A 20429-nucleotide genomic window follows, 5' to 3' on the forward strand; every position below is an offset into this window, starting at 1 on the left:
CGGGGGCTTCGTCCATGGACTGCTACAGCACCGGCATGTGCGCGACCTGCATCATCTCGTTGCCGCTGCGGGTAATCAGCGTGCCGCGCCCGGGCGGCAGCTTGGTAGCGCGAATATCGCCAAGCAGCTTGCCCTCGTCCTTGGGCGCACTCATCAGCAGGGCGTCGACACCCATCTCCTTCAGCGTGCCGAGCACCTTGTCGTACATCGCCCGGCTGGCGCCACCGGCACGACGGGCGATCACCACGTGCAGACCGATATCGCGCGCCTGCGGCAGCATCTCGATCAAGGGTTCCAGCGGGTTGCGGCCGCCGGAGACCACCATCTCGTAATCGTCGACCACGATGTAGATCTCGGGTCCGGACCACCAGCTGCGCTCGCGCAGCTGCTGCGGTGTGATGTCGTTGCCGGGGATCCGCTTGGTCAGGTAGTTCACGACCTCCTTGATCATCCCGAAGGAGGTCTGCGAGGACGTCGAGTACCCGGCCAGCTGCTGGCCCTCGAGCACGCCGAGCATGGTGCGCCGGTAGTCGATCAGGATGACGCGGGCGTCTTCGGCGGTGGAGTTCGCCGTGATGCCCGCGACGATATTGCGCAACAGTGTGGTCTTGCCGCATTCCACATCGGCGAAGAAGAAGAAATGCGGCTGCACCTCGAAATCCAGCACGATCGGCTGGATCTCGGTCTCGCCGACACCGACGACCGCCCGGGTCTTGCTCTCGGTGATACCGCGCCGGGCGGCCTCCGCGAGCAGCGCCTCCCGGGACAGCTCCATGGGCAGCATGCGGACATCCGGCGCGCGCCGACCGCTGTACATCTCGTCGAGCTGATCCCGGGCGGCGGCGACACCCTCGGACAGGGTGCGCGGGTCGGAATCGGAATCCAGGCGCGGCAATGCGACCAGCAGGTGCAGCTTCGACGCGGTCAGACCGCGGCCGGGCCGCCCGGTCGGCACAAGCACCGCGGTGCGCCGGTCCATTTCCGAATCGGATGGGTCACCGAGACGGAGTTCGATGCGAGTACCGATGAGGTCCTTGACCACCGGCCGGATCTCCGGCCACCGGGTGGAGGAGATGATCAGGTGGACACCGTAGGAAAGACCCTGCGCCGCAATGGCGTTGAGCTGCGGTTCCAGCATGTCGTAGTCGGCGCGGATGGTGGGCCAGCCGTCGATCACCAGGAAGACGTCGCCGTGCGGATCCTGCATGATCGGATCGGCCTGCCGCTCGGCCGGCGGCCGCTCCGCCAGCAGCGCTTTGCGCCTGCGGAATTCGACCATGGAGTCGATACCCTGCTCCCGGAACCGCTCCTCACGCTGGCGCAGGATGGTGGTCACCTCCGCTATGGTGCGGCGGATCCGGTCCACCTCCATCCGGCCCGCGACCGAACCGACATGCGGTATGCCGGCCAAGCCGGCCAGCGTGCCGCCACCGAAGTCCAGACAGTAGAACTGCACCTGCTCGGGTGTGTGCGTGGCGGCCGCGGCCATGATGATGGTGCGCAGGGTGGTCGACTTGCCCGACTGCGGGCCGCCGACCACCGCGACATTGCCCTGTGCCGCGGACAGATCCACGACCAGCACGTCACGGCGCTGCTCGTAGGGCTTGTCGATGACGCCCAGCGTCAGCCACAGCTGACCGTGCCGGTTCACCGGCGAACGCCAATCCGGATCGGGCAGCAGCATGTCGACCGACGGGGATTCCTCGAGCGGCGGCAGCCACACCTCGTGCGCCGGGCGGCCGTGGCCGCGCAGGCGATCGACGACGGTGGTCAGCAGCGTCGCGGGCACGGCCTCGGCGACCGGAACCGGCGCCTGGTCCTGCTCGTCCTCCGCGCCGAGTTCGCCGGGCGGCGGCGGCAATTCGGGCAGGCCCATGCGCCCGGGTGGCGGCGGCAGTTCCGGACGGCCGCCGGACACGGCGGCGGGTACGGGATCGGCGTCGATGATCTCCGGCATGGCCACCGGCGCGGCGGTGAACACCGCCGGGGATTGCCCGCCGACGGTCTTGCCGTCGACCTGCCGGGTGCCGCGCGGTGAAACATACGGCCCGGACACATAACTGGCGTTGAAGCGCAGCGGATCGTCGGCGTCGCTCTTGAGGTAGCCCGAACCCGGCACGCTGGGCAGGTGGTAGGCGTCGGTAATGCCGAGCACGGCACGGGACTCGTTGGCGGAGAAGGTGCGCAGGCCGATCCGGTAGGACAGGTGCGAGTCCAGACCGCGCAGCTTGTTCTCCTCCAGGCGCTGCGAGGCCAGCAGCAGATGCACGCGCAGCGAGCGGCCCAGGCGGCCGATCATCACGAACAGATCCGCGAAATCCGGTTTCTGCGAGAGCAGTTCGGAGAACTCGTCGACCACGACGAACAGCGCGGGCAGTGGATCCAGATCCGCGCCCGCCGCACGGGCCTTCTCGTACTCGGTGACATTGGCGAAGTTGCCGGCCGCGCGCAGCAGTTCCTGACGCCGGGTCATCTCGCCGGAGAGGGCGTCTTTCATACGGTCGACGAGAGCGAGTTCCTCTTCGAGGTTGGTGATGACCGCGGAGACGTGCGGCAGCGAGTCCAGGCCGAGGAAGGTCGCGCCGCCCTTGAAGTCGACCAGGACCAGGTTCAGCAGGTCCGGCGAGTGCGTGGTCACCATGGACAGCACCAGTGTGCGCAGGAACTCCGACTTACCCGAACCCGTTGCGCCGATGCACAATCCGTGCGGGCCCATGCCGTTCTCGGCGGACTCCTTGATGTCGATCTCGACCGGCGTGCCGTCGGGGGTGACGCCGATCGGGACGCGTAGTCGCTCTCGATCGCTGCGCGGCCGCCACACCGCGGCCGGATCGATCTGCGCGGCGTCGGGAATCTTCAGCAGCGCCATCAGACCGGGGTCGGCCCTGGTCTCGTCGCCGAGGCTCACCATCTGGGCGGCGGTCGCGATGCGGTAGCGCGCCAGGTCGCGGGCCAGCGCGCCGGCCTCGGCGCTGGTCACGGTGTCGGCGGTGGCGAACTTCTCCACGCCCGCAGCGGATTTCGCGGCCACCATGCCGTCGTCGGTGACGACCAACTGCAAGCCGCGCCGCACCGCGAGACCGCTCTGCGGCGCGGTCAGATCGAGCACGGTCACCGAGTCCAGGCCCGCGTCGCTGACCACGCGTTCGGATCCGCTGACATACCCGTCGTCGATGATCACCAGCAGGTGGATCCGGCCCGCGGTCGGCTGCGCGTTGCGCATGAAGCGACCGCGCTCGACCAGCTCGGCGGACATGGAGGTCTCCAGCTCGGCCAGCGAGCTGTACATCATGCGTGCCGAACCCATCCCGTCGCGGTCGACCGGATGCTGCAGGTGCGGCAGCCATTTCGCCCACGACCAGGCCGGGCCGTCCGGGTCGGCGCAGATGATGGCGACCGCGGTGTGGTCGGGTCCGTGAAAGGTGGTGAACTCCATCAGCATCGAGCGCACCAGCGTGAGCGCGGACTCGCGGTCGCCTTCGACATTGATGGCGGGGAAGGCGCGCAACGAGATCGCGGTGGGCAGGCCGTGCACCACCGAGTGGGTGCGCACGAAGCGCCGCAGCGCCACGGTCGAGACCGGTTCCAGGTCCTCCAGCGGACCGGTTTCGGGCCGGGCCAGCTTGGTGGCCAGGCGATGGCTGCCCACGCCGACCCGCACATGCCCGAAATCGGGGTCGTTGGGGCGGCGCTCCCACATGCGGCGGCTGCCGATCACCGATTGCAGGTCATTGGGTTCGGGATGGCTCCACAGCAGCGCGGTCAGCTGCTGGTTGCCGGTCTTGCGTACATCCTTGCGGACCTGGTCGAGGTAGCGGAAGTAGTCCTTGCGCTCCTCGTTGAGCTCGGCGGCCTTCTTCGGGCCGCCACCGCCCCGCATGCCCGCCATCATGCCGAACATCGACATGAGCATCATCATCGGGAACATCATCATGAACGGGTTGGCCAGCAGATTGCGGCCCATCATGACCATCATCGCGATCATGCCGACCACGGCGACCACCATCACCAGCGGCATCAGCTTCATCAGCAGGTTGCCGGCGACGGGGCGGTCGAGTTCCGGCGGCGCGGACAGCGCGACCTCACCGCCCGGCGGGCGCGGCGGCGCGATCCGCGGGCGGCGCACGAAACCTTCGGTTGCCATGTCCTACACCCCTTCCGGTGTCTGTTTTGCGCCGTTCACTACGCCCTCCGTGGTCACGCTTCGCTACCGCCTCCGGGCGCTGAGCTCACGGCGCGGGTCTCTTGCTGCACACTCGGGTCCACATTCACGCGCTTCCCCCGGCGATACGGGATGGAGGCGGCGTACCCGAGCCCGAGCAGGGCGAGCAGCGTGATCGAGCCGATCGTGGCGACCAGGCGCGGCGCCGGATCGACGTACGGCGGCGGGGTCGGGCCGGCGATCTTGCGCGGTATGTCCGAACCGACCGTGACCGGCTTCGGCGGCAGTTGCGCGGTGAGCGCGGCCATCGGGTCGATCAGGCCGCTGCCGATCTTGTCGTTGCGGCCGTTGTCCGGCGCCTGTGCGGTGCGCTTGATCCGGTCGATCACCTCGGCCGCGGTCAGTTCGGGAAACCGCGATCGGATCAGCGCGGCCAGCCCCGCCACATAGGCGCTGGAGAAGCTGGTGCCGTCGATGGTGGAGAAGCCCTCGCTGGTCTGGGTGGCGTTCACCAGGCCGGTGCCACCCGGTTTGCTGTCCAGGGAGACGATTTCGCGACCGGGTGCGGCGACGCCGACCCACGGACCGTGCAGCGAGAACGGCGACACCGTCCCGGTCGGGTCCATCGAGGCCACCGACAGCACGTACGGCGCGAACCAGGCCGGGGTGACCACGGTGCCCACCGCCGACCAGCCCGAGCGCTCGTTCTGCTTCTCACAGGCGGTGCCCTGCATGATGTTTCCGGCCGCGGCGACCACGACCACGTTCCGCTCGTAGGCGTACTTGACGGCGGCGCCCAGGGCACCGTCGGCGGCCGCGGCGGTGGCGGACATGCACGCCACCTCCGAGACGTTGATCACGGTGGCGCCCATGTCGACCGCGCGGACGACGGCGGCGGCCAGGGTGTTCACCGTGCCGTATCCCTCGCGGGTGATCACGCCCGGCTCTTCGCGCCGATTGCGATCCTTGGCCTCGTAGGCCGAGCTCAACTGCCGGATGGACAGGATCTCGGCTTCGGGTGCGACACCGGAGAATCCGTCCTCCAGGCTGGGCTGGGCGGCGATGATCCCGGCCACGAAGGTGCCGTGGCCGTCGCAGTCGACGGTGCCGTCGGTATCGGAGACATAGTCGCCGCCGGCTTGCAGCGCGGGCAGCCGCCAATGCCGGTTCACGCCGGTGTCGATGACCGCGACCTTCTGCCCCGCGCCGCGGCTGAACTGCCACGCCTCGGCCAGACCCAGAATCCGCTGCGCCAGGGGCGGATCGCGGGGGACGGCGCCCTGGAGGGTCGGTTCGGCGCAGACCTTGGCCTGCTCGGTTTCGTCCGGTGGCTTGCCGCTGGCCGCCAGCCCCAGCACGGTGCCGAGCGCGCCGTCGTCGATCTTCGGCGGCGCGACCGCCAGTGCGGGCGTGGGTGTTCCGGCGGTGAGCGCGAGCACTGCCGCCACCGTCACCGCTCGCAGCAGCCGCCGTAGGAGCGGTGCCATGTCAGATGTTCCGGGCGGCCGAGTAGATATCCATGATCCACAGCACCAGCGGAATGATGGTGCAGATCAGGATGTATTCGAAGATCTCACCGGTGCGGCGCATGGGCGGGGACATCTCGGTGTGCGGGCCGATCACACCGAAGGCCACCGTAGCCGTGGCGAAGACGAGCAGCAGTCCGGCGATGAGCAGCAGCCAGTTCTCCTCGCCGAGGGCGGCTCCGATGCCCAAGGCCGTCAACGCGATCGCGCCACCGGCGATCAGCGTGCACGCCTGCACCAGGTCCGCGAAGGCCCGGCCGCGCAGGGACAGGATGATCGAGACGACCACACCCAGGGTGATGCCCTGCCAGCGGGCGGCGCCGAGCGGGTCGGCGGCCAGTACCACGCCGATCACGGCGGCGACGGTGCAGCCGATGATCATGCCGGACTGATACTGGTTGGCCGCGCGGGCGCGCTGCTCGAGTCCCGCGGCCGAGGGCAGTGCGGTCGCGCCGATCGCGCCGATGTCCTCGATGGTGGGACGGGGTTCGTGGTCGGCGGGGTCGATGGCGGCGCCGGCGGTCGGCACCGGCGGCACCGGCAGGCGCGCGGCGGCCACCGCCAGACGCGGTACCAGGGTGATCACGATGAGCGCGCCGACCAGGACGCCCGCGGCGATCTTGGACAGTGCGGGATCCCAGATCATGCGCACCATCGCGGCCACGGCGCCGAAGATTGCCAGGGTGATGATGGTGGTGAACATGGTCGCTCCGGCCCGCGCCGTGGCGTAGAGCACGGCTGCGGCGAACAGGGTTGCGACACAGGCGAACATCGCGTGCGGGCTGCCGAAACTGTTGGGTACGAACAGCCCGGTGCCCGCGAAGATCAGCAGCAGGGCGTAGAGCGAGAGCATGATCACCGGCAGCGTCGCCTCGGCACCGTAGCGGCGCGAGACGAGCACCGATGCGCCGCCGGCGACCAATCCGGTGCCGAGCGCGATGAACCCGACCGCGATGCCTGCGCCGTCGAGTTTGGCCACGGCCAGCAGGTAGATCGCGGCCAGCACCGCGACCAGGCCCAGCAGCAGGCCGAGCCAGCGCGCCGAGACCGGCGACCAGTGCCGGAAGGAGGTCGCGGTCAGTTTGGAGACCGCGTCGATGACGTCGTCGAACAGCGCCGGCGACTCCTTGGCGGACACCGAGCGCAATACCAGCAACTCGCCGTCGAATACCTCGGCCTCGGTGAGCGATTGGTTTGCCGGGATGGGGTCGCGGCCGATGCGCGCCAGCGTCCAGTGCTGGGTCTGCAGCGGCGCTCCGTCCTCGTGCTCGGTGAGGTCGGGGTTGCGCGATTCGATCAGTTCGACCACGTCGGTGATAAATGCCGCGATCGGAACTGTCGCAGGCAAACCCAGATCCAACTGGGTGTTACCACCGATCACCGAGACACGGCACAACTCCGGATCAACGGCAGCCACAGCGCTGCTAGACGGATCGGTCACAGCTCCGACGACTCCCTACCTAGAACACACATCAACGCCTTGCAACGTACTCAACTTAACGGAGAAGTCCCGTACTCGCAGCGGCTATGCTGGTCGAGAAACAGCACATCCGTTTGTTTTTAGGGGCAAACCCGTATGACCGGCAACCGCCAAGCACAACGCGCATTCGACGCTGGTGTCTTGTCCTTGGGCATTGTGATCGACGGGCAGGAATCTGCCCGCGATCTGGAATACGCTCAGCTAGCGTTCCAGCGCGCTACCGAGTGGGATCCCGGGATGTGCGACGCCTGGCTCGGGCGCGCGGCAGCCGGGGAGAACACCCGCGAGGTGATGTTCAACCTCTACAAGACCAGTACCCAGACCCTGTTCCGGGAGCAGCGCCGGCTCGGCCTGCAATCGCGGGTGCTGGCCGGGCGGTTCACCATCGGGCAGTACATCGACTACCCGCTGGCCAGCTACACCGAGATCTGGCTCGCGCAGGCCACCCAGCTCATCTCCGAGGGTGACTACGACGAAGCCGAGAAGGTGCTCGACGAGCTGGCCAAACACCGCTCCGCGCAGGTCTCCTCGGCCGACCGCGAGATCGACGACCGGATCTGCGCCTACGCCCGCGGCGTCCTGCATTTCACCACGCAGCGCTGGCCCGATGTGATGACCGTGCTGGCCGGTTCGGCGAATTGGGACGACCCGTACCTGGCCGCGGGCGCGCACGTCATGGTGGGTACCGCCTGCGCGCAGCTCGGCCTGTTCGGCGAGGCCATCCGCCGGATGGAAGCCGCCGAGGCGGGCCCGATTCCGGCCGCCGCGACCACGGCCCGCTTCTGCCGCGGCCTGTGCCTGCGCGAGACGGGCGAGGAGGAGCAGGCCCAGGCGCTGTTCGAGAAGGTGTTCTCCGAGGCGCCCGGTTTCGAGGCCAACACCATGGCCATGCGTGACCGCAAGTACCGGCTCACGGTGACCACCAAGGAGGTCATCGACGCGCGCACCAACCGGTGGGATCCGGCCTCGGCCCCGACGCTGGAGCAGATGGGTCAGGAGGAGCGTGACGACAAAGCCAAGGTGATCCTGGAGAAGGCGCGGGCCGAACTCGATGAGCAGATCGGTCTGGCCGGAGTGAAAATGCAGGTTGCCAAGTTGCAGGCAACCGCTCAGCTAGCGCGGATCCGAGCCGAAAAAGGAATGGCGAGCGGATCCCGTGGCCAACACCTGGCATTCACCGGACCGCCAGGAACCGGTAAGACCACCGTTGCCCGCGTGGTGGCAAAAATTTACTGTGGCTTAGGAATTCTCAAGACCGATAAGTTGATCGAAGCCAAACGCTCCGATTTCGTCGGCCAACATTTGGGCAGTACCGCGATCAAGACGAACAAGTTGATCGACAGCGCGATGGACGGCGTGTTGTTCATCGACGAGGCGTACACACTGATTCAAACCGGTTTGTCCGGCGGTGACGCGTTCGGCCGCGAGGCCGTGGATACGCTGCTCGCGCGAATGGAGAACGATCGCGATCGCCTCGTGGTGATCATCGCCGGATACGACGGCGAGATCGACCGATTCCTGGCCTCCAACGACGGTCTGGCATCCCGTTTCGCCAAGCGGGTGAAGTTCGATTCCTACTCCCCCGAGGAACTCGGCGATATCGGCCGATTCATCGCGAGCAAGCGGGATTCCGAACTCGCCGACAACGCGCAGGCGCTGCTGGTCGCCGCCTGCGGTGAGCTCTACCGCAAGCAAGCCAAAGATCAGAGCGGCGAGACCAGGCGCGGCATCGATATGGCCGGCAACGGCCGCTTCATCCGCAATGTGATCGAGGCGGCCGAGGAGGAGCGCGAGTTCCGGCTGGCCAACGACATCAACCTCGATCTGAGCGCCGTGGACGCGTCGGTGCTGATGCGGATCGAAGCCGACGATATGCAGAACGCGCTGGAGAACGTGCTCGCCACCCTGCGCTGAACCACGGACAAAGCACTGGGCCCCCGATCATTCGGGGGCCCAGTGCTTTCTCGCCTCAGTTCGTCGTCGGCAGGATGTCGTAGCTGACCAGCGCTTCCTCACGCGAGAGCGTCGGCCCGGGCACCAGCTGGCCGATGATCGGCCAGGGTGCGGGCCGCGGCTGTTCGGCCAGCCCGAGCAGGGTGGCCGTCTCCTGGTCCGGGATGCCGTAGCGAATCCCGTTGTCGGAGATGTAGAACAGGCTGCCCTTGCGCACGCTGTCCGGGGACATGCCGGTCACCTGGAGGTACTCCCCCGAGTTCGGCGGAATGTAGGCGGTGTCGATGCGGTCGCCGGTGCCGTCGCCGGTGGCCAGTTCGACCACCTTGGCCGATTTCGGCAGCGGCAGTTCGCGTCCGGCGAAGACCGTGATGGTGGCGGCCGGATCCGAGGACCTCTTCGCCCACTGGATGCAGCTGACCTTGTTGTCCTCGGGGGTGAGGATGGTCGGCACCGGTCCGGGGAACTTGTCCACCGGCAGCGGGCTCACCACGGGCACGCCCACCACGCGATCCGGCGGCACCGAGATGATCTCGTTCATCTCTTGCGAATTGGCGTTGCGGATCACCTCGGCGGAGAACGGCGTGAGCCGCTGTACGCCGTCGGCGAGCACCACGTACAGCTCCTGGGAGTCGACCCGCTGCACCCGGATCACACCGCCGATCGGCACACCGGACAATCGCCCCGGGCCGGGCTCGCCGAGCCGGTCGATCTTCGGCGGGGTGATCGCGGGCACCTGGGTCGCGGAGTTGAGCATGCCTGCGCTGACCGGACGTGCGTTGTAGTCCTTCATGCCCAGCGAGCGCGAGATCACCGAATCGTTCGGATCCACCTCGGCGCGTTTGCCGTCGAACATCAGGAAGGTCTTACCGCCCCGGGTGACCAGCAGCGCCTCGTCCTCGCGCAGCGGCCGGGCGGTGTTCGGTTCGCTCGAGTCGAGCGCGCCCGCGACGACCGTCGACTTGGCGCCGGGGGAACCGGCAGCGCTGCCGGAGGCGGATAGCTCCACCGCGTCGCACAGGCTCCAGATCGAGTCGGACGAGGCCGCGCCGGGCAGCGTGGCCGGAACGCCGGGAATGCCCACCATCGGCCCGCGCGGCATGGTCAGCTTGGTTTCCTTGACGGAGGTGGGCGCCTCGCTGCTCGCGGCGATCAGACGGGCGGAAGCCAGGTTCAAGGCCGGATGCAGGGTGCCGTCGACGATCACGTAGAGCGCGCCGGTCTCCTTGCCCATCACGATATTCGCGTCGCCGATCGCACCCACCGGGCGCAGGAAGGCCAGAATGGCCGCGCCGGCGACCACCAGGATGCCGAGCACCGCGCCGACGACCAGCGAGCGGAACTGCGAGCGCATCGGATCGTGCAGCATCCGGACATCGCGGCGAATCAGCGCGTGCTCGTACCGCTTCAGCAGAAACCGGTAGCCGTTGACTTGCGCCTTGGTAGTCAACTGTGCGGGCACGAACCCCTCCGAACTGACACGGGTATTACGGACCGAGCAATTCACCCGGTTCGCTTACAGTACCTACCCACCCCGCCGATTCCGCAAGCTCCATCGGCTGCCATCCCCCAGTAGCGAAGCTCGCCGAGTTCGGTCCATTATGTCCGCATGGGTTCCACCACAGCCGACGGCGAAAATCGTGACGCCGCACCGCAGAGTTCCTCCGCACCGTCGGCTACGCCTACCGGCACTCCCCTGCACTCGCCGTACTTCTGGTTGTTCCGAATTCTCCCGCTACGCTGGGTAATTCCGGTCGCGCTGGTCGCCGTGCTCGGCTCGCTGGTGGCGGTGATCCTCGATGCCTCGGTGTGGATCGCGATCGGTGTATGCGCCGCCATCCTGCTCCTCGGCCTGACGCCGCTGCCCCGCCGCAAGTCGGTGGCAGGCTGGCTGGACGAGGAGATCACCTTCCGTTGGCGGGCGTTCCGCAATCGTTCGGCAACTGTTAATCAGGCGCCGTTCGACGTGCCGCTGCCCGAGGGCGGCACCTACGGCATGCGCTGGGACGGCGCGCGATTGCTCATCATGCTGCGTGTGGAGGCACACCCGCGCACCGTGACGCTGCTCAGCCCGCAGTCGCTGATCGCCGACGACATGATGCCGCTGCCCGAGATCGCGCTCTGCCTCAACCAGTTCGACATCGAACTGGCCTCCATCGATGTCATCAGCACCGGCGCGCGCACCGCCGGGCCCGGCCGGGTCTCGCATCTCTACGAGCAGATCCTCGGCCCGCTGCCCGCGGTCGCGCACCGCACGGTGTGGGTGGTGCTGCGGCTGGACCCGCTGGCCAATGCCGCCGCGGTGGCACGGCGCGGCGGCGGCGCGACCGGCACCCTGCGCTCAGCCATCGTCGCGACCCGGCGCGTGGCGAATCGGCTTGCCGCCCATGACATCTCCACCGTGGTGCTGTCGGCGGCCGAGATCACCGCGGCGGTCAATCAACTCACTCGCCATACGCCGCTGGAAGAATTCACCGAGACGGCGCACAGCGTGGAGAAGGACGGCATCCACTACACCACCTACCGGATGGCGCCGGAAGCGCTGGGACCGCGCGGATTCGCGGCGGTCTGGTCCACGCCGACCTTGGCCACGACGGTCACCATGCGCCTGCAACGCCCGGCGGGCCAGGCACCGCGTGATCAGTCCGCCGAGCCCGGAGCCGCTGGTATCGAGGTGACCGCGGTGGTCCGCTTCGACACCCGCGACAAGCCGGCCGAGGTGCAGGCCGAGGGCCTGGTTCCGTTGCCGGGCAAGCAGTTCCGCGCCCTGCTGTACACGCTGCCGGTCGCCGAACGCGGCCGCCAGTTCACCCCGGAGATCTATTCGGGCAAGCCCGATTCGCTGCTCACCCTGCCGATGCCGATCGCCGGATGCGGGCAGCTGATCGGCGCCGACACCTCCGGGCACGGTGTGGCGCTGCCGCTGGTCGGACACCAGGTGCGGCGGGTGGAGGTGATCGGCTCACTGCTGGTCGCCCAGCAGATGATCCTGCGGGCCATCGCGCTGGGCGCGTCGGTGGTAGTGCACACCAACCGGCACGATGCCTGGCGGCAGATGGCCGCCGATGTCGGTGTGCCGCAATCACTTACCGTCGCGGCCTGGTCCGCGGCCGGCCAGCAGGCCAGCGCGCACCGTTCGGCCACCGTCATCGTCTACGACGGCATCCAGCCGACCGGGCATCACTCCGACGCCACCATCGTGCTGCTGCGCGCGAACCCGGCGACGCTGGAGGATCACTTCGACCCGGATGTCACGCTCGCCGAGGATCCGGAGACCGCGAACCTCGTCACCGTGCGCACCGCCGGTGTGACCACGCGCGTACACATGGTGGCCACCCCCGACGAAATGCAGTACCTGCATACAGCTTTGGCCGCGGCCCACTAGCCCGGCCGCTAACGAGTAAGGCTCCGGTCGCCTACAGCGTGCGACCGGAGCCTTACTCGTCCAGTACCGGATCAGAAGGAGTTGTAGACCTTCTTGTCGGCGTCGAAGGCATTGGTGAACGCACCGTCGATCGCGTGGCGCACCTTCTGCAGCTTCTCATGCGTATCGCTGAGTTCGGACAGCAAGCCGTCGGCCTTCTGCTTGAAGCTGACCAGCGACTCGCTGTCTTCCCAGCCCTTGGCGATGAGCGCATCGCGCGCCTCGACGAACTCTTCCTTGTAACGATCCAGATCGCTGACATAGCCATCCAGAGCGTCGATCAGGCGCGTCTGTTCGCCCCGCTCATACAGCATCTTATCGCTCATAGCAGTACTCCCTTCGAGTAGAAATTCGTCAGACCAGGTTGGTCAGATTGGCGACGTTGTCCGGATCGACATTTCCGAGGGTCGCGTTGCCCTCTTCGATCGTGTCGTTCATTTCCTGGATCCGCCGCTTGATGTCCGAAGCTTCCTGACCCCAGGCCTCGACGGTCTTGTCGCCGGCCAGCTTCGCCTCGCCCTGCCAGCCCTTGGCCGACGCGATGGTATCGGTGATCGCGTCGACAGTCCGCTTAATGTTTTCGACCGCAGTGTGGTACTGGGTGACAACCTTCGCAGCCTCGGCTGCGTCGAAGCTAGTTGCTCCGCTCATTATTCGCCTCCATGTCGGTGTTTTTCGGTATTCCGCTGCGCTGCCGCCGCGGTGGTTCGGTCGGTGAATTCCGGTGCGTTAACTAGGGCATCCACCTTCCTCCGGGCAGGGTTTCGATCAGGGCCGAGATCGCCTCCGCGATCCGGTGATCGGTACCCGGGGTGAAGGTCGACCAGACCCGCAGGTCCGGCGCAGCGCCGGGGCTGGCGGCGATCCGACCACGCGAGGTGTCGTAAACCGCTACCGCTCCGGACGTTCTGGTGGTCACGCCGTCGTCGTAGGCATAGGCGACGATTTCGGCGCGCGCCTGGCAGGTGGACATGGCTAGGCCGAATTCGACGGCTTCGCGTTCGTCCGCCCCGCGGGCATAGAAGAGATCGGCGTAGTGGCCGGATTGCGTTGCCTCGTCCAGCCGTTCACGCAATTCGTCGACCGGGGCGCTGATACTCGGGATATCGGCGGCCTCCGCACGGCCCAGCGCGTCGAGCACCGGCCGGGCCAGCGCCCGGCCGCTGCCATCGCACCAGATGGTGCTCACCTCGAAGGTGTCGCCGACGCGAGTGGCCAGCGCGTGCTGAACTCCCTTGCGCGCCACACAGACCTGCCGGACCCCGGACTCGGTGTAGATCCGGGCCGCGAGCTCACGGTCCGGATTGGCCAGGATGAACAGCGCGTCGGTCAGGTCGGCGGCGACATCGTCGTAGACGTTGACCAGCCCGGTCGCACGCAGCTCGGCGACCGCCTGGTCGCGCGCCGCCTGCCAGGCTTCGACCGTGTCCTGCTGTGGCCCGACGCCCAGTACCAGCGGCAGGGTCTGCACACCGATCAGGTCGGAGACCGCCAGCAGGCCGTCGTTGGTCATCGTCGTCATGCCGCCCCCGGTGCCGTAGCTTTCGGCGCGGGTTCGGCGGCGGCGCCGAGCACCGCTGGGGCAGCGGCGAATCCGGCTTCGACCTCGAACGGTTTGTCCGGCTGAGCGGAGGCAGCGCCGGCCCGCAGGGTGCGGTCCTCGTCCTGCATGCCCGCGGTGGGGGCCAGGGCGGCCGGGGCGCCCATGCGGCTCGCCGACGACGAATCCCCGGCGACCGGAGCCGTTTCCACCGGCAGCGGAGTCGGTTCGGCGGTCGCGGTGGCCACGGCCTGCGTGGTGTAGGCGCTCTTGGCCCGCGGCTGCGCGGTGACCCGGCTGAAAGCCGCGGCGAAGGACAGCGGCACTCCCGCCGCGGGCAGTGTCGCACTCGGCCGGATTTCGGCCGCGGCCCGCTCGGCGTCCAGGGCGGTGCTGTTGGCGATCACCGGCGGCGTGGTCTGCGTCCACGGGGTCTCGAGCGGTTTGGTCGCCTCCTCGTAGACGCGCATGATCCGGGCCGCATTGGATTTGGCCATGTCCTGCTCGGCGTCGATCTCGGCGGCCGCGCCGACCAACGGCGCGCCCATCCCGGCGCTGATCGCCTCCACCGATTTCTTCGCCTCCTCCAAGGCGGCGATCTCGGCGACATGCGGCATCGCCAATCGGGCCACCTCGTAGGCCAGCGCCTGCGAACCCGTCTTGGTGGCGTTCTGGGCGGCGGCACCGGCCGCCTCCACCATCCACTCCCGCAGCTTGGTGATGCGGTCCATGATCTCCGGGCTCGTCTCCGAACTCCAGGATTCGCCGATGGACCGGATGATCTGGTCGTATTCGGGCACCGCCGCACCGAAACTCACGCCCAGGCGAGTCCATGCCTGGGCGGCCTCGGTCATCGGCAGCGCGCCACGACCGGTGGTCAGGTCCTGGGCGAGCTTCTCCGTTGGCCTGGCTTCCCAGACCACACCGGTGAAGCCAGGGATCGGCGGTTCGACCATATGTCCCCCGCTTCGCGTCAGGCCGAAGCCCCGAGACCAGCGGCGTTCTCGGAGTCCATCGCCACCAGCGACTGCGACTGCGAACGCAGCGCGGCGGCGAGTTTGCGTAGTTCGAGAACACCCGCGGTCGCGGCTTCGTCATAGGAGGCGGCCACACCGCGCAGGGTCTGCGCGGCCCGCTGTGAAACTTCGTCCAGCCCAGCGGCTTCCACGGCCAGTGCGGGCGTATTGGCCTTCAGATCGGCTTCCAGCCGGTCCGCGAGGGCGTCCAGTGCGGTGGCAGACTTGACTGCCCCGACGCGATCGAATTCCATGACGTCCTCCTATCAGAGGGTGAGTGCCTGGTCCGGCGGTTCGTTGAGTCCATCGGCGTTGGCCGCGCCGACCACGGGCAGCGAGGCGCCTTCGATATCGCCCACCACCTCGTTGCCGTGCGCGGAGGACACCAGTTCGCTGCGCAGCCCGGCCGAGGCTTCATCGCCCCGAGCCATACCCGCACCCGCGCCCATGGCGCCCATCGGCATCATGCCCGGCGAGGCGCCGGCCGACGAAGCCGTCGAGGCGGTGCTGGCGCGTGCGGCCGAGCTGGCGCCCGCCTGCATCGCCGAGGCCGGATTGCCGAGGCCGTTCGCGCCGGCGGCGCCCAGGTTGCCCGCCGTGCGGCCATCGGCCCACGGGGCGAGTTGGCGCGCCGCGGCGGCCAGCGCACCGCCGCCACCGCCGAGCCCGCCGCCACCACCGGACTTGGCGAAGCTCTTGTCCAGCTCCGCCTTCTCGGCCTTGTCCTTCTCCAGATCCGGGTTGGCGGCGACCGGAGCCGGGCTCAGCGTCTTGTGCAGCGAGACAGCCGATTCCATACCCGATTTCAGCGTGCTGGTCAGCGTGGGGATCATCTGCATGAGCATGGAGAGCATCTGCGTCTGATCCATGCCCTTGGGCGCGTCGGTGACCGGCACCTTCTGGCCCGTGGCCGTCATCTCGGCGCTGTGCGCCGTCATCTCGGCGCGCGTCTTGGCGACCGTCACCGTGGCCTCGATCATGGTCTCGATGGTCGAGGCGACCAGGAAGGCCTGGCCGCCCGGCAGCGCCAGGAACGGCGCGGACGCGGTGACCTGCGCCATGTACTTGGCGATGATGGCCGCCATGGTCGCGCCGCCGATGGCGACCGAGGTCGCGGCAGAGGCAACACCGGCGGACTCCTGCGCGGCCTGGGTGGCGATCTTCTCGCCGTCCTTCTGCGCTTCCTTGCCCTTGTTCTCGGCCTCGGACGCGGCCTGGCTCTGCCACAGCTGCATCGCCATGGTGAGCGCCGTGCCGCCCAGCTGAACCACCGTCGACACGACACTGGATACCTGGCTGAGCACCTCGGTCGGATCGACGACGGGCGCCGCGGCCGGCGCAGGTTGCGCGGCCGGATCACCGTTTGCCGCGGGTGCGGCAGCCGGTGCGGGAGCGGGGAATTGGCCGGTACCGAAGGTGGCGGCCAGATCCGTGAGCGGCTTGGCCAGCAGGGACAGATCGATCACCGGCAGCGGCGGCAGCCCCGGAATCGGCGGCAGCGGCGGGATTTCGGGCAGCTGCGGCAAGCCCATGTCCTGCAGGACAGAGTTCACCGGCCGGTCCAACATCGGACCCAGCGCGCTTTCGCGCAGCAGATCCATTACCGACTGATCGACCAGGTCCGACATCAGGCGTTACCGGCCAGATTGATGTCGGCGCCCGAGAGTCCGTCTGTCACTTGGTATTCGGTAGCAGCCTGCTGGCAGGTGACGGACGTCATGCCGTGCACGTAGGCGAGCTCCGCGACCGAGGTGAGGTGATTGGCCTGCGCCACCGCGAAGGAGGCGAGAAAATCCTGGCCGATCAAACCGAACACCGGGATCGCCGCGGCCATGGTGGCCGCCTGATTGACCGAACCGGCACTCGCCACGCTGGCGGCCATCCCCGCCGCCGAAGCGGCGTAGGCCCGAATCGCGTCAGGTTCGGCGGCCACATGGGGCCAGGGATTGATGTCAAAACCGTTAGGCATCGGAAACACCCTCTGCGCGAAAATGATTGGAACGTCCAGATCGAATCTACCGGATCACCGGATCAGTCGCGCAGTGAATATTCGGGTGAAACTCCTTAAGAACGGGTAAATCTTTGGTGCGACACTAGGCTTGAGCTGCGGATTCTTCATTGAACTCGGTGATCAGCTCACCCATCCGCGCCATCGCTTTCGCCGCCGCGCGATGTGCGGTGGTCACTACAGCCTGCTCGAATTCACTTGGCGACATTCGCGACACCGCACCGGTGAATCGCAAGTCCCGCAGCGCCCCGCTGCCGTCCACCTCGACGGTGACCGCCCCGTCCTCCGACGACTCGCGCTCACGCACCTCAGCCATCTCGTCGCTGAGATCGCGCAACCGGTTCAGCGCCCGCTGCGCCCGCGCCTCGATCTCGTCCATCACCGGGTTGGTACTCATCAGGCTTCCCTCAACCAGCTCTGCGGCTCTTCGTCGTACTCTTCTTCCTCGACCCACTCCCGCGCCGCGACATCCTCCGGCTTCGGCAGCCCCGTCAACGCGAGCTGCTGGTTCGTCAGCCCCGCCGCCGCCAGCTCCTCCCGCCGCGCCAGCCCCGCCCGATCCGCCGCCTGCCGGCACAACCGCAGAATCTGATTCGCCAGTTCCTGCGGATCCCGCCGCAACTCACTCGCCTCCACCGAGAGCGCCAGCGGCAACCCCTGCTCGGTGGTCTGCACCGATATCGTGCCGCTGATATTCGCCGCTGTGGACATCACGTACCTCTCATCCTTGTCGGCCAGTGTAGGTCCCGACCCGCACCGTTCACACCCGCTCATCTTTGATCGCGCGTACTACCTCGGCGATCTCGGCGTTGATCAGGGAGATCAGGCGTTTGGGGTCGGCGGCGATCGCCACCGGTGGTCTGCCGTCGGTGATGGCATAGCGCCCATCCCCTTCCAGGTCCCGCCAGCCCAGCTTGCGACGGGTGACTCCACGCGGGCCGAATCTGGATCTGGCCTGGCTGATCTCGATCCGCCCCGATCCGACCTCGGGCATCTTGTCGAACCGCCGACGCCGCTCGGTATCGGGGTCGAAGGTCAATTCGTGGGCGAGCGAGCGCCCGTAGACGTAGTCCACGTCGGGCCGCGCAGCCGCCGAGTCCAGCACCACGCGATTCCATTTGCCCGCCGCGCACTCCGGCAGCGCGCCACCGACCGCCGCACCCAGATGAACCGCGTCGCATTCGGCGATGGTGAATGCCCGGCTGTGCCAGATGGTTTCGCCTGGCGTCTGCTGCACCAGGTAGCCCTGGTGGCCATGCCGCACACCGAGCACCGAGAGCCGCCCCGCCGGATCGGCCGGATCGCCGCCACTCCACCCCTGTACCAGCACCCTGATATCCGGGTGCGCGAGCACAGCCAGCACCGGATCCAACGCATCACCCCAGCGTTCACGTATCCGCGCCCGCGCCTCGTTCTTCTCCCGGGTGAAATCAGCGTGCAGCGGGGTGCGACTGGTGAATACGAAGGGCGGCGGAATCGCGCCCTCCCGCAACGATTCCCAGACCGCCACGAACTCCAGGTCGGTGAAATGCCAAGCGTCAGCCATCATTTCCGAGATCTCTACGGCGCCACATCCACATCGAGTACGGGCCTGGCCACTACCTGCGGGTCACCGATCGCCTCCTCGATATGTTCCTCGGAGGCAAGATAATCCGGGCGCTTCCGCTCGTTCTCGTCCCGGCCGCCACCACGCCCCGGCGTTCCGGCCGCACCCGGCGTCCCGGGCGTCGCACCACTGCTCGTAGCGCCCGCCCGCATCGACGACGCCCCGCCGAGCCCCGTACTGAATTGACCGGCTCGCGGGAAGTTGCTCGACAGCTTTCCGAGGTCCTTCCCGAGACCACCGCCTGGTCCACTACTCGGCCCGCTGCCGGTCGGACGAGCACTCGCGGCCATCACGTTCGGCGCGGAACTATCCGGCGCTTTACCGCCTCCCCGCACGTCTTTTGCGCCGTCCGCAGCCTGCTGAAGTGCTTGGCCGAGGCCGGAAAGTCCGTCGAGCCCGCCACTCGATGTATTGCCACCGCTTCCCGGCGCCTCCCGCAGGGCAGCTGCGGGCGAGGCGAAGTCCCCCGTGCTCACGGGACCCATGCTCGCGGGACCGGGGCTCGGGCCGAAGCCTGGCCCATCGCCATCAGTGGTGTCTAGAGATCCGCGTACCGGACTGGTCGGCGGCATCAGTTTCGGGATCATCGAATCTGCGTGGTGCACGCTGATATGACCTGATTCGTGTCCCCAATACCAATCGTTCACTCCTCGCCGAACTCGATTGAGCATTTCGGTGTCAGGGTATTGCGCAACATCGCGTTTGCCGAAGTCGGATTCCGGCATCTTCGCGTCAGCGGTCTCGAACCAAGTCTGAGAGAGACAATCGGCCGCGTACGCGAGTGTATAACTTGTCGAGTACATGCCGGTACGCAGCAGTTCGAAGTCGTCGATGTATGCCTGGGTAGCTGGAATCGCCGCAGCAGCACCTAGCCCTGTCCAGCCACCAGCCATGGCATCTCCCAGGCCTTTGATGAAAGCCTCGGAAGCAACGGCGAGTTCGTCGGCGATCCAATACCACACGTCGGCGGCATAGTAGACACGCGAAGCATCGATACTGTCATGCAGATCGGACAACCCCTGATGATGCAGGTTCTCCGCGTTGCCCGACTCGAGAATCGACGGCCACTGCTCCAACTCACCGACAATCCCGCCATTCACGAGCAACGGCGATTCCAGGAAGAACGTGTAATTCAAGTCTTTCTTGGCGAACTGCTCCGGCGGCGGCGACGACCAATCGTGGGTAGATTCGGTCGGAATCACAATCCCGTCGAAATCCGCTGCCGAAGCGCTGTCGGCGCCCGCATACAACTTGCCAGCGGTGATGAACGCCTGCGCCATATCGCCGAGGATCGTGATGTGGTCTCGCAAAAAACCGTCCAACTCCGAGCCTCGGTCGTTGAAGCGCCCGGCCAGTTTCGCACCGTGGTCTAAGCAGCTGAACGGGTCGAGGTGGAGTACATCCCCGACAAACTTCTGAGCGCCGAGGACCGCGTCGGTAACCGACACGCACATCTCGGCAAGGCCGAGTAGCTTCTCCGGCCGCATCTCGAGCGATCCATTCCCAGCCAGATCCACCCAGGCAGCCGGCTTCTCGTCACCCATCGCGCTTCTCCTCCCTGATGCGCCTGAAGCGACCCTGCGCACAAAGTCCTTCCGCGCGCACATAGTGACATCGACATCGCACTGTCACAACGAAACTCCCCAACAATTTGGAAACTCTTGACCTGATGGTCATCGATCGAATGACAGGTCGGTCGGATGCCTCGGGCGAC

17 protein-coding genes are annotated in these 20429 nt (G+C 67.4%); 2 read left to right on the top strand and 15 right to left on the bottom strand.

Going from position 1 to position 20429, the window contains the following annotated elements:
* Window positions 1-22: 22 nt before the first annotated feature.
* Genes eccCa through eccD form a run of 3 tightly spaced genes read right to left on the bottom strand, consistent with a single transcriptional unit; the run spans window position 23 to window position 7129 of the window.
* Entirely contained in the window at window positions 23-4144 is a 4122-nt protein-coding gene (gene eccCa, locus ACFVMC_RS01870; protein WP_379205967.1) for a type VII secretion protein EccCa, read from the bottom strand.
* A gap of 53 nt (window positions 4145-4197) precedes the next feature.
* A complete protein-coding gene (mycP, locus tag ACFVMC_RS01875; RefSeq protein WP_379205969.1) occupies window positions 4198-5649 on the bottom strand; it encodes a type VII secretion-associated serine protease mycosin in 1452 nt (483 codons plus the stop codon).
* A gap of 1 nt (window position 5650) precedes the next feature.
* On the bottom strand, window positions 5651-7129 hold the full coding sequence (eccD, locus tag ACFVMC_RS01880) for a type VII secretion integral membrane protein EccD (RefSeq protein WP_379205971.1): 1479 nt from the start codon (window positions 7127-7129) through the stop codon (window positions 5651-5653).
* A gap of 135 nt (window positions 7130-7264) precedes the next feature.
* Here eccD and eccA point away from each other — a divergent pair, with 135 nt between their 5' ends.
* A complete protein-coding gene (gene eccA / locus ACFVMC_RS01885; RefSeq protein ID WP_379205972.1) occupies window positions 7265-9082 on the top strand; it encodes a type VII secretion AAA-ATPase EccA in 1818 nt (605 codons plus the stop codon).
* A 55-nt stretch (window positions 9083-9137) separates the two neighbouring features.
* On the opposite strand, the gene eccB is transcribed toward eccA, so the two are convergent.
* Entirely contained in the window at window positions 9138-10583 is a 1446-nt protein-coding gene (eccB, locus tag ACFVMC_RS01890; protein ID WP_379205974.1) for a type VII secretion protein EccB, read from the bottom strand.
* Between the two features lie 147 nt (window positions 10584-10730).
* On the opposite strand from eccB, the gene eccE reads away from it, so the two are divergent.
* Window positions 10731-12506 carry a type VII secretion protein EccE gene (gene eccE / locus ACFVMC_RS01895; protein WP_379205976.1) on the top strand — a complete coding sequence of 592 codons (1776 nt, stop codon included), beginning with the start codon at window positions 10731-10733 and terminating at the stop codon, window positions 12504-12506.
* A gap of 71 nt (window positions 12507-12577) precedes the next feature.
* Here the strand turns inward: eccE and ACFVMC_RS01900 are convergent, their stop codons facing one another.
* The 11 genes from ACFVMC_RS01900 to ACFVMC_RS01950 form a co-directional block, all read right to left on the bottom strand.
* Window positions 12578-12871 carry a hypothetical protein gene (locus tag ACFVMC_RS01900; protein ID WP_379205978.1) on the bottom strand — a complete coding sequence of 98 codons (294 nt, stop codon included), beginning with the start codon at window positions 12869-12871 and terminating at the stop codon, window positions 12578-12580.
* 28 nt (window positions 12872-12899) lie between these two features.
* Complete coding sequence (locus ACFVMC_RS01905) at window positions 12900-13196, bottom strand: WXG100 family type VII secretion target (protein ID WP_379205980.1); 297 nt, start codon at window positions 13194-13196, stop codon at window positions 12900-12902.
* Window positions 13197-13278: 82 nt separating this feature from the next.
* Entirely contained in the window at window positions 13279-14067 is a 789-nt protein-coding gene (locus ACFVMC_RS01910; RefSeq protein ID WP_379205982.1) for an ESX secretion-associated protein EspG, read from the bottom strand.
* Window positions 14064-15041 (bottom strand): PPE domain-containing protein, encoded by a 978-nt coding sequence (locus tag ACFVMC_RS01915; RefSeq protein ID WP_379205984.1) that lies wholly within the window; start codon window positions 15039-15041, stop codon window positions 14064-14066. The genes ACFVMC_RS01910 and ACFVMC_RS01915 overlap by 4 nt, the downstream gene beginning before the upstream one ends.
* A gap of 17 nt (window positions 15042-15058) precedes the next feature.
* Complete coding sequence (locus ACFVMC_RS01920; protein ID WP_379205986.1) at window positions 15059-15355, bottom strand: PE family protein; 297 nt, start codon at window positions 15353-15355, stop codon at window positions 15059-15061.
* Between the two features lie 12 nt (window positions 15356-15367).
* Window positions 15368-16729: a hypothetical protein gene (locus ACFVMC_RS01925; RefSeq protein WP_379205987.1), complete on the bottom strand. Its 1362-nt coding sequence runs from the start codon at window positions 16727-16729 to the stop codon at window positions 15368-15370.
* On the bottom strand, window positions 16729-17070 hold the full coding sequence (locus tag ACFVMC_RS01930) for a type VII secretion target (protein WP_379205989.1): 342 nt from the start codon (window positions 17068-17070) through the stop codon (window positions 16729-16731). Before ACFVMC_RS01930 ends, ACFVMC_RS01925 begins: the two co-directional genes overlap by 1 nt.
* A 124-nt stretch (window positions 17071-17194) precedes the next feature.
* A complete protein-coding gene (locus ACFVMC_RS01935; protein ID WP_379205991.1) occupies window positions 17195-17488 on the bottom strand; it encodes a YbaB/EbfC family nucleoid-associated protein in 294 nt (97 codons plus the stop codon).
* 17 nt (window positions 17489-17505) lie between these two features.
* Window positions 17506-17820: a hypothetical protein gene (locus ACFVMC_RS01940; protein ID WP_379207759.1), complete on the bottom strand. Its 315-nt coding sequence runs from the start codon at window positions 17818-17820 to the stop codon at window positions 17506-17508.
* A 49-nt stretch (window positions 17821-17869) separates the two neighbouring features.
* On the bottom strand, window positions 17870-18658 hold the full coding sequence (locus tag ACFVMC_RS01945) for an ESX secretion-associated protein EspG (protein ID WP_379205993.1): 789 nt from the start codon (window positions 18656-18658) through the stop codon (window positions 17870-17872).
* 11 nt (window positions 18659-18669) lie between these two features.
* A complete protein-coding gene (locus ACFVMC_RS01950) occupies window positions 18670-20259 on the bottom strand; it encodes a hypothetical protein (protein WP_379205995.1) in 1590 nt (529 codons plus the stop codon).
* Window positions 20260-20429 lie beyond the last annotated feature (170 nt).

This window comes from Nocardia sp. NPDC127579, assembly GCF_042672005.1.
Lineage (GTDB): Bacteria > Actinomycetota > Actinomycetes > Mycobacteriales > Mycobacteriaceae > Nocardia.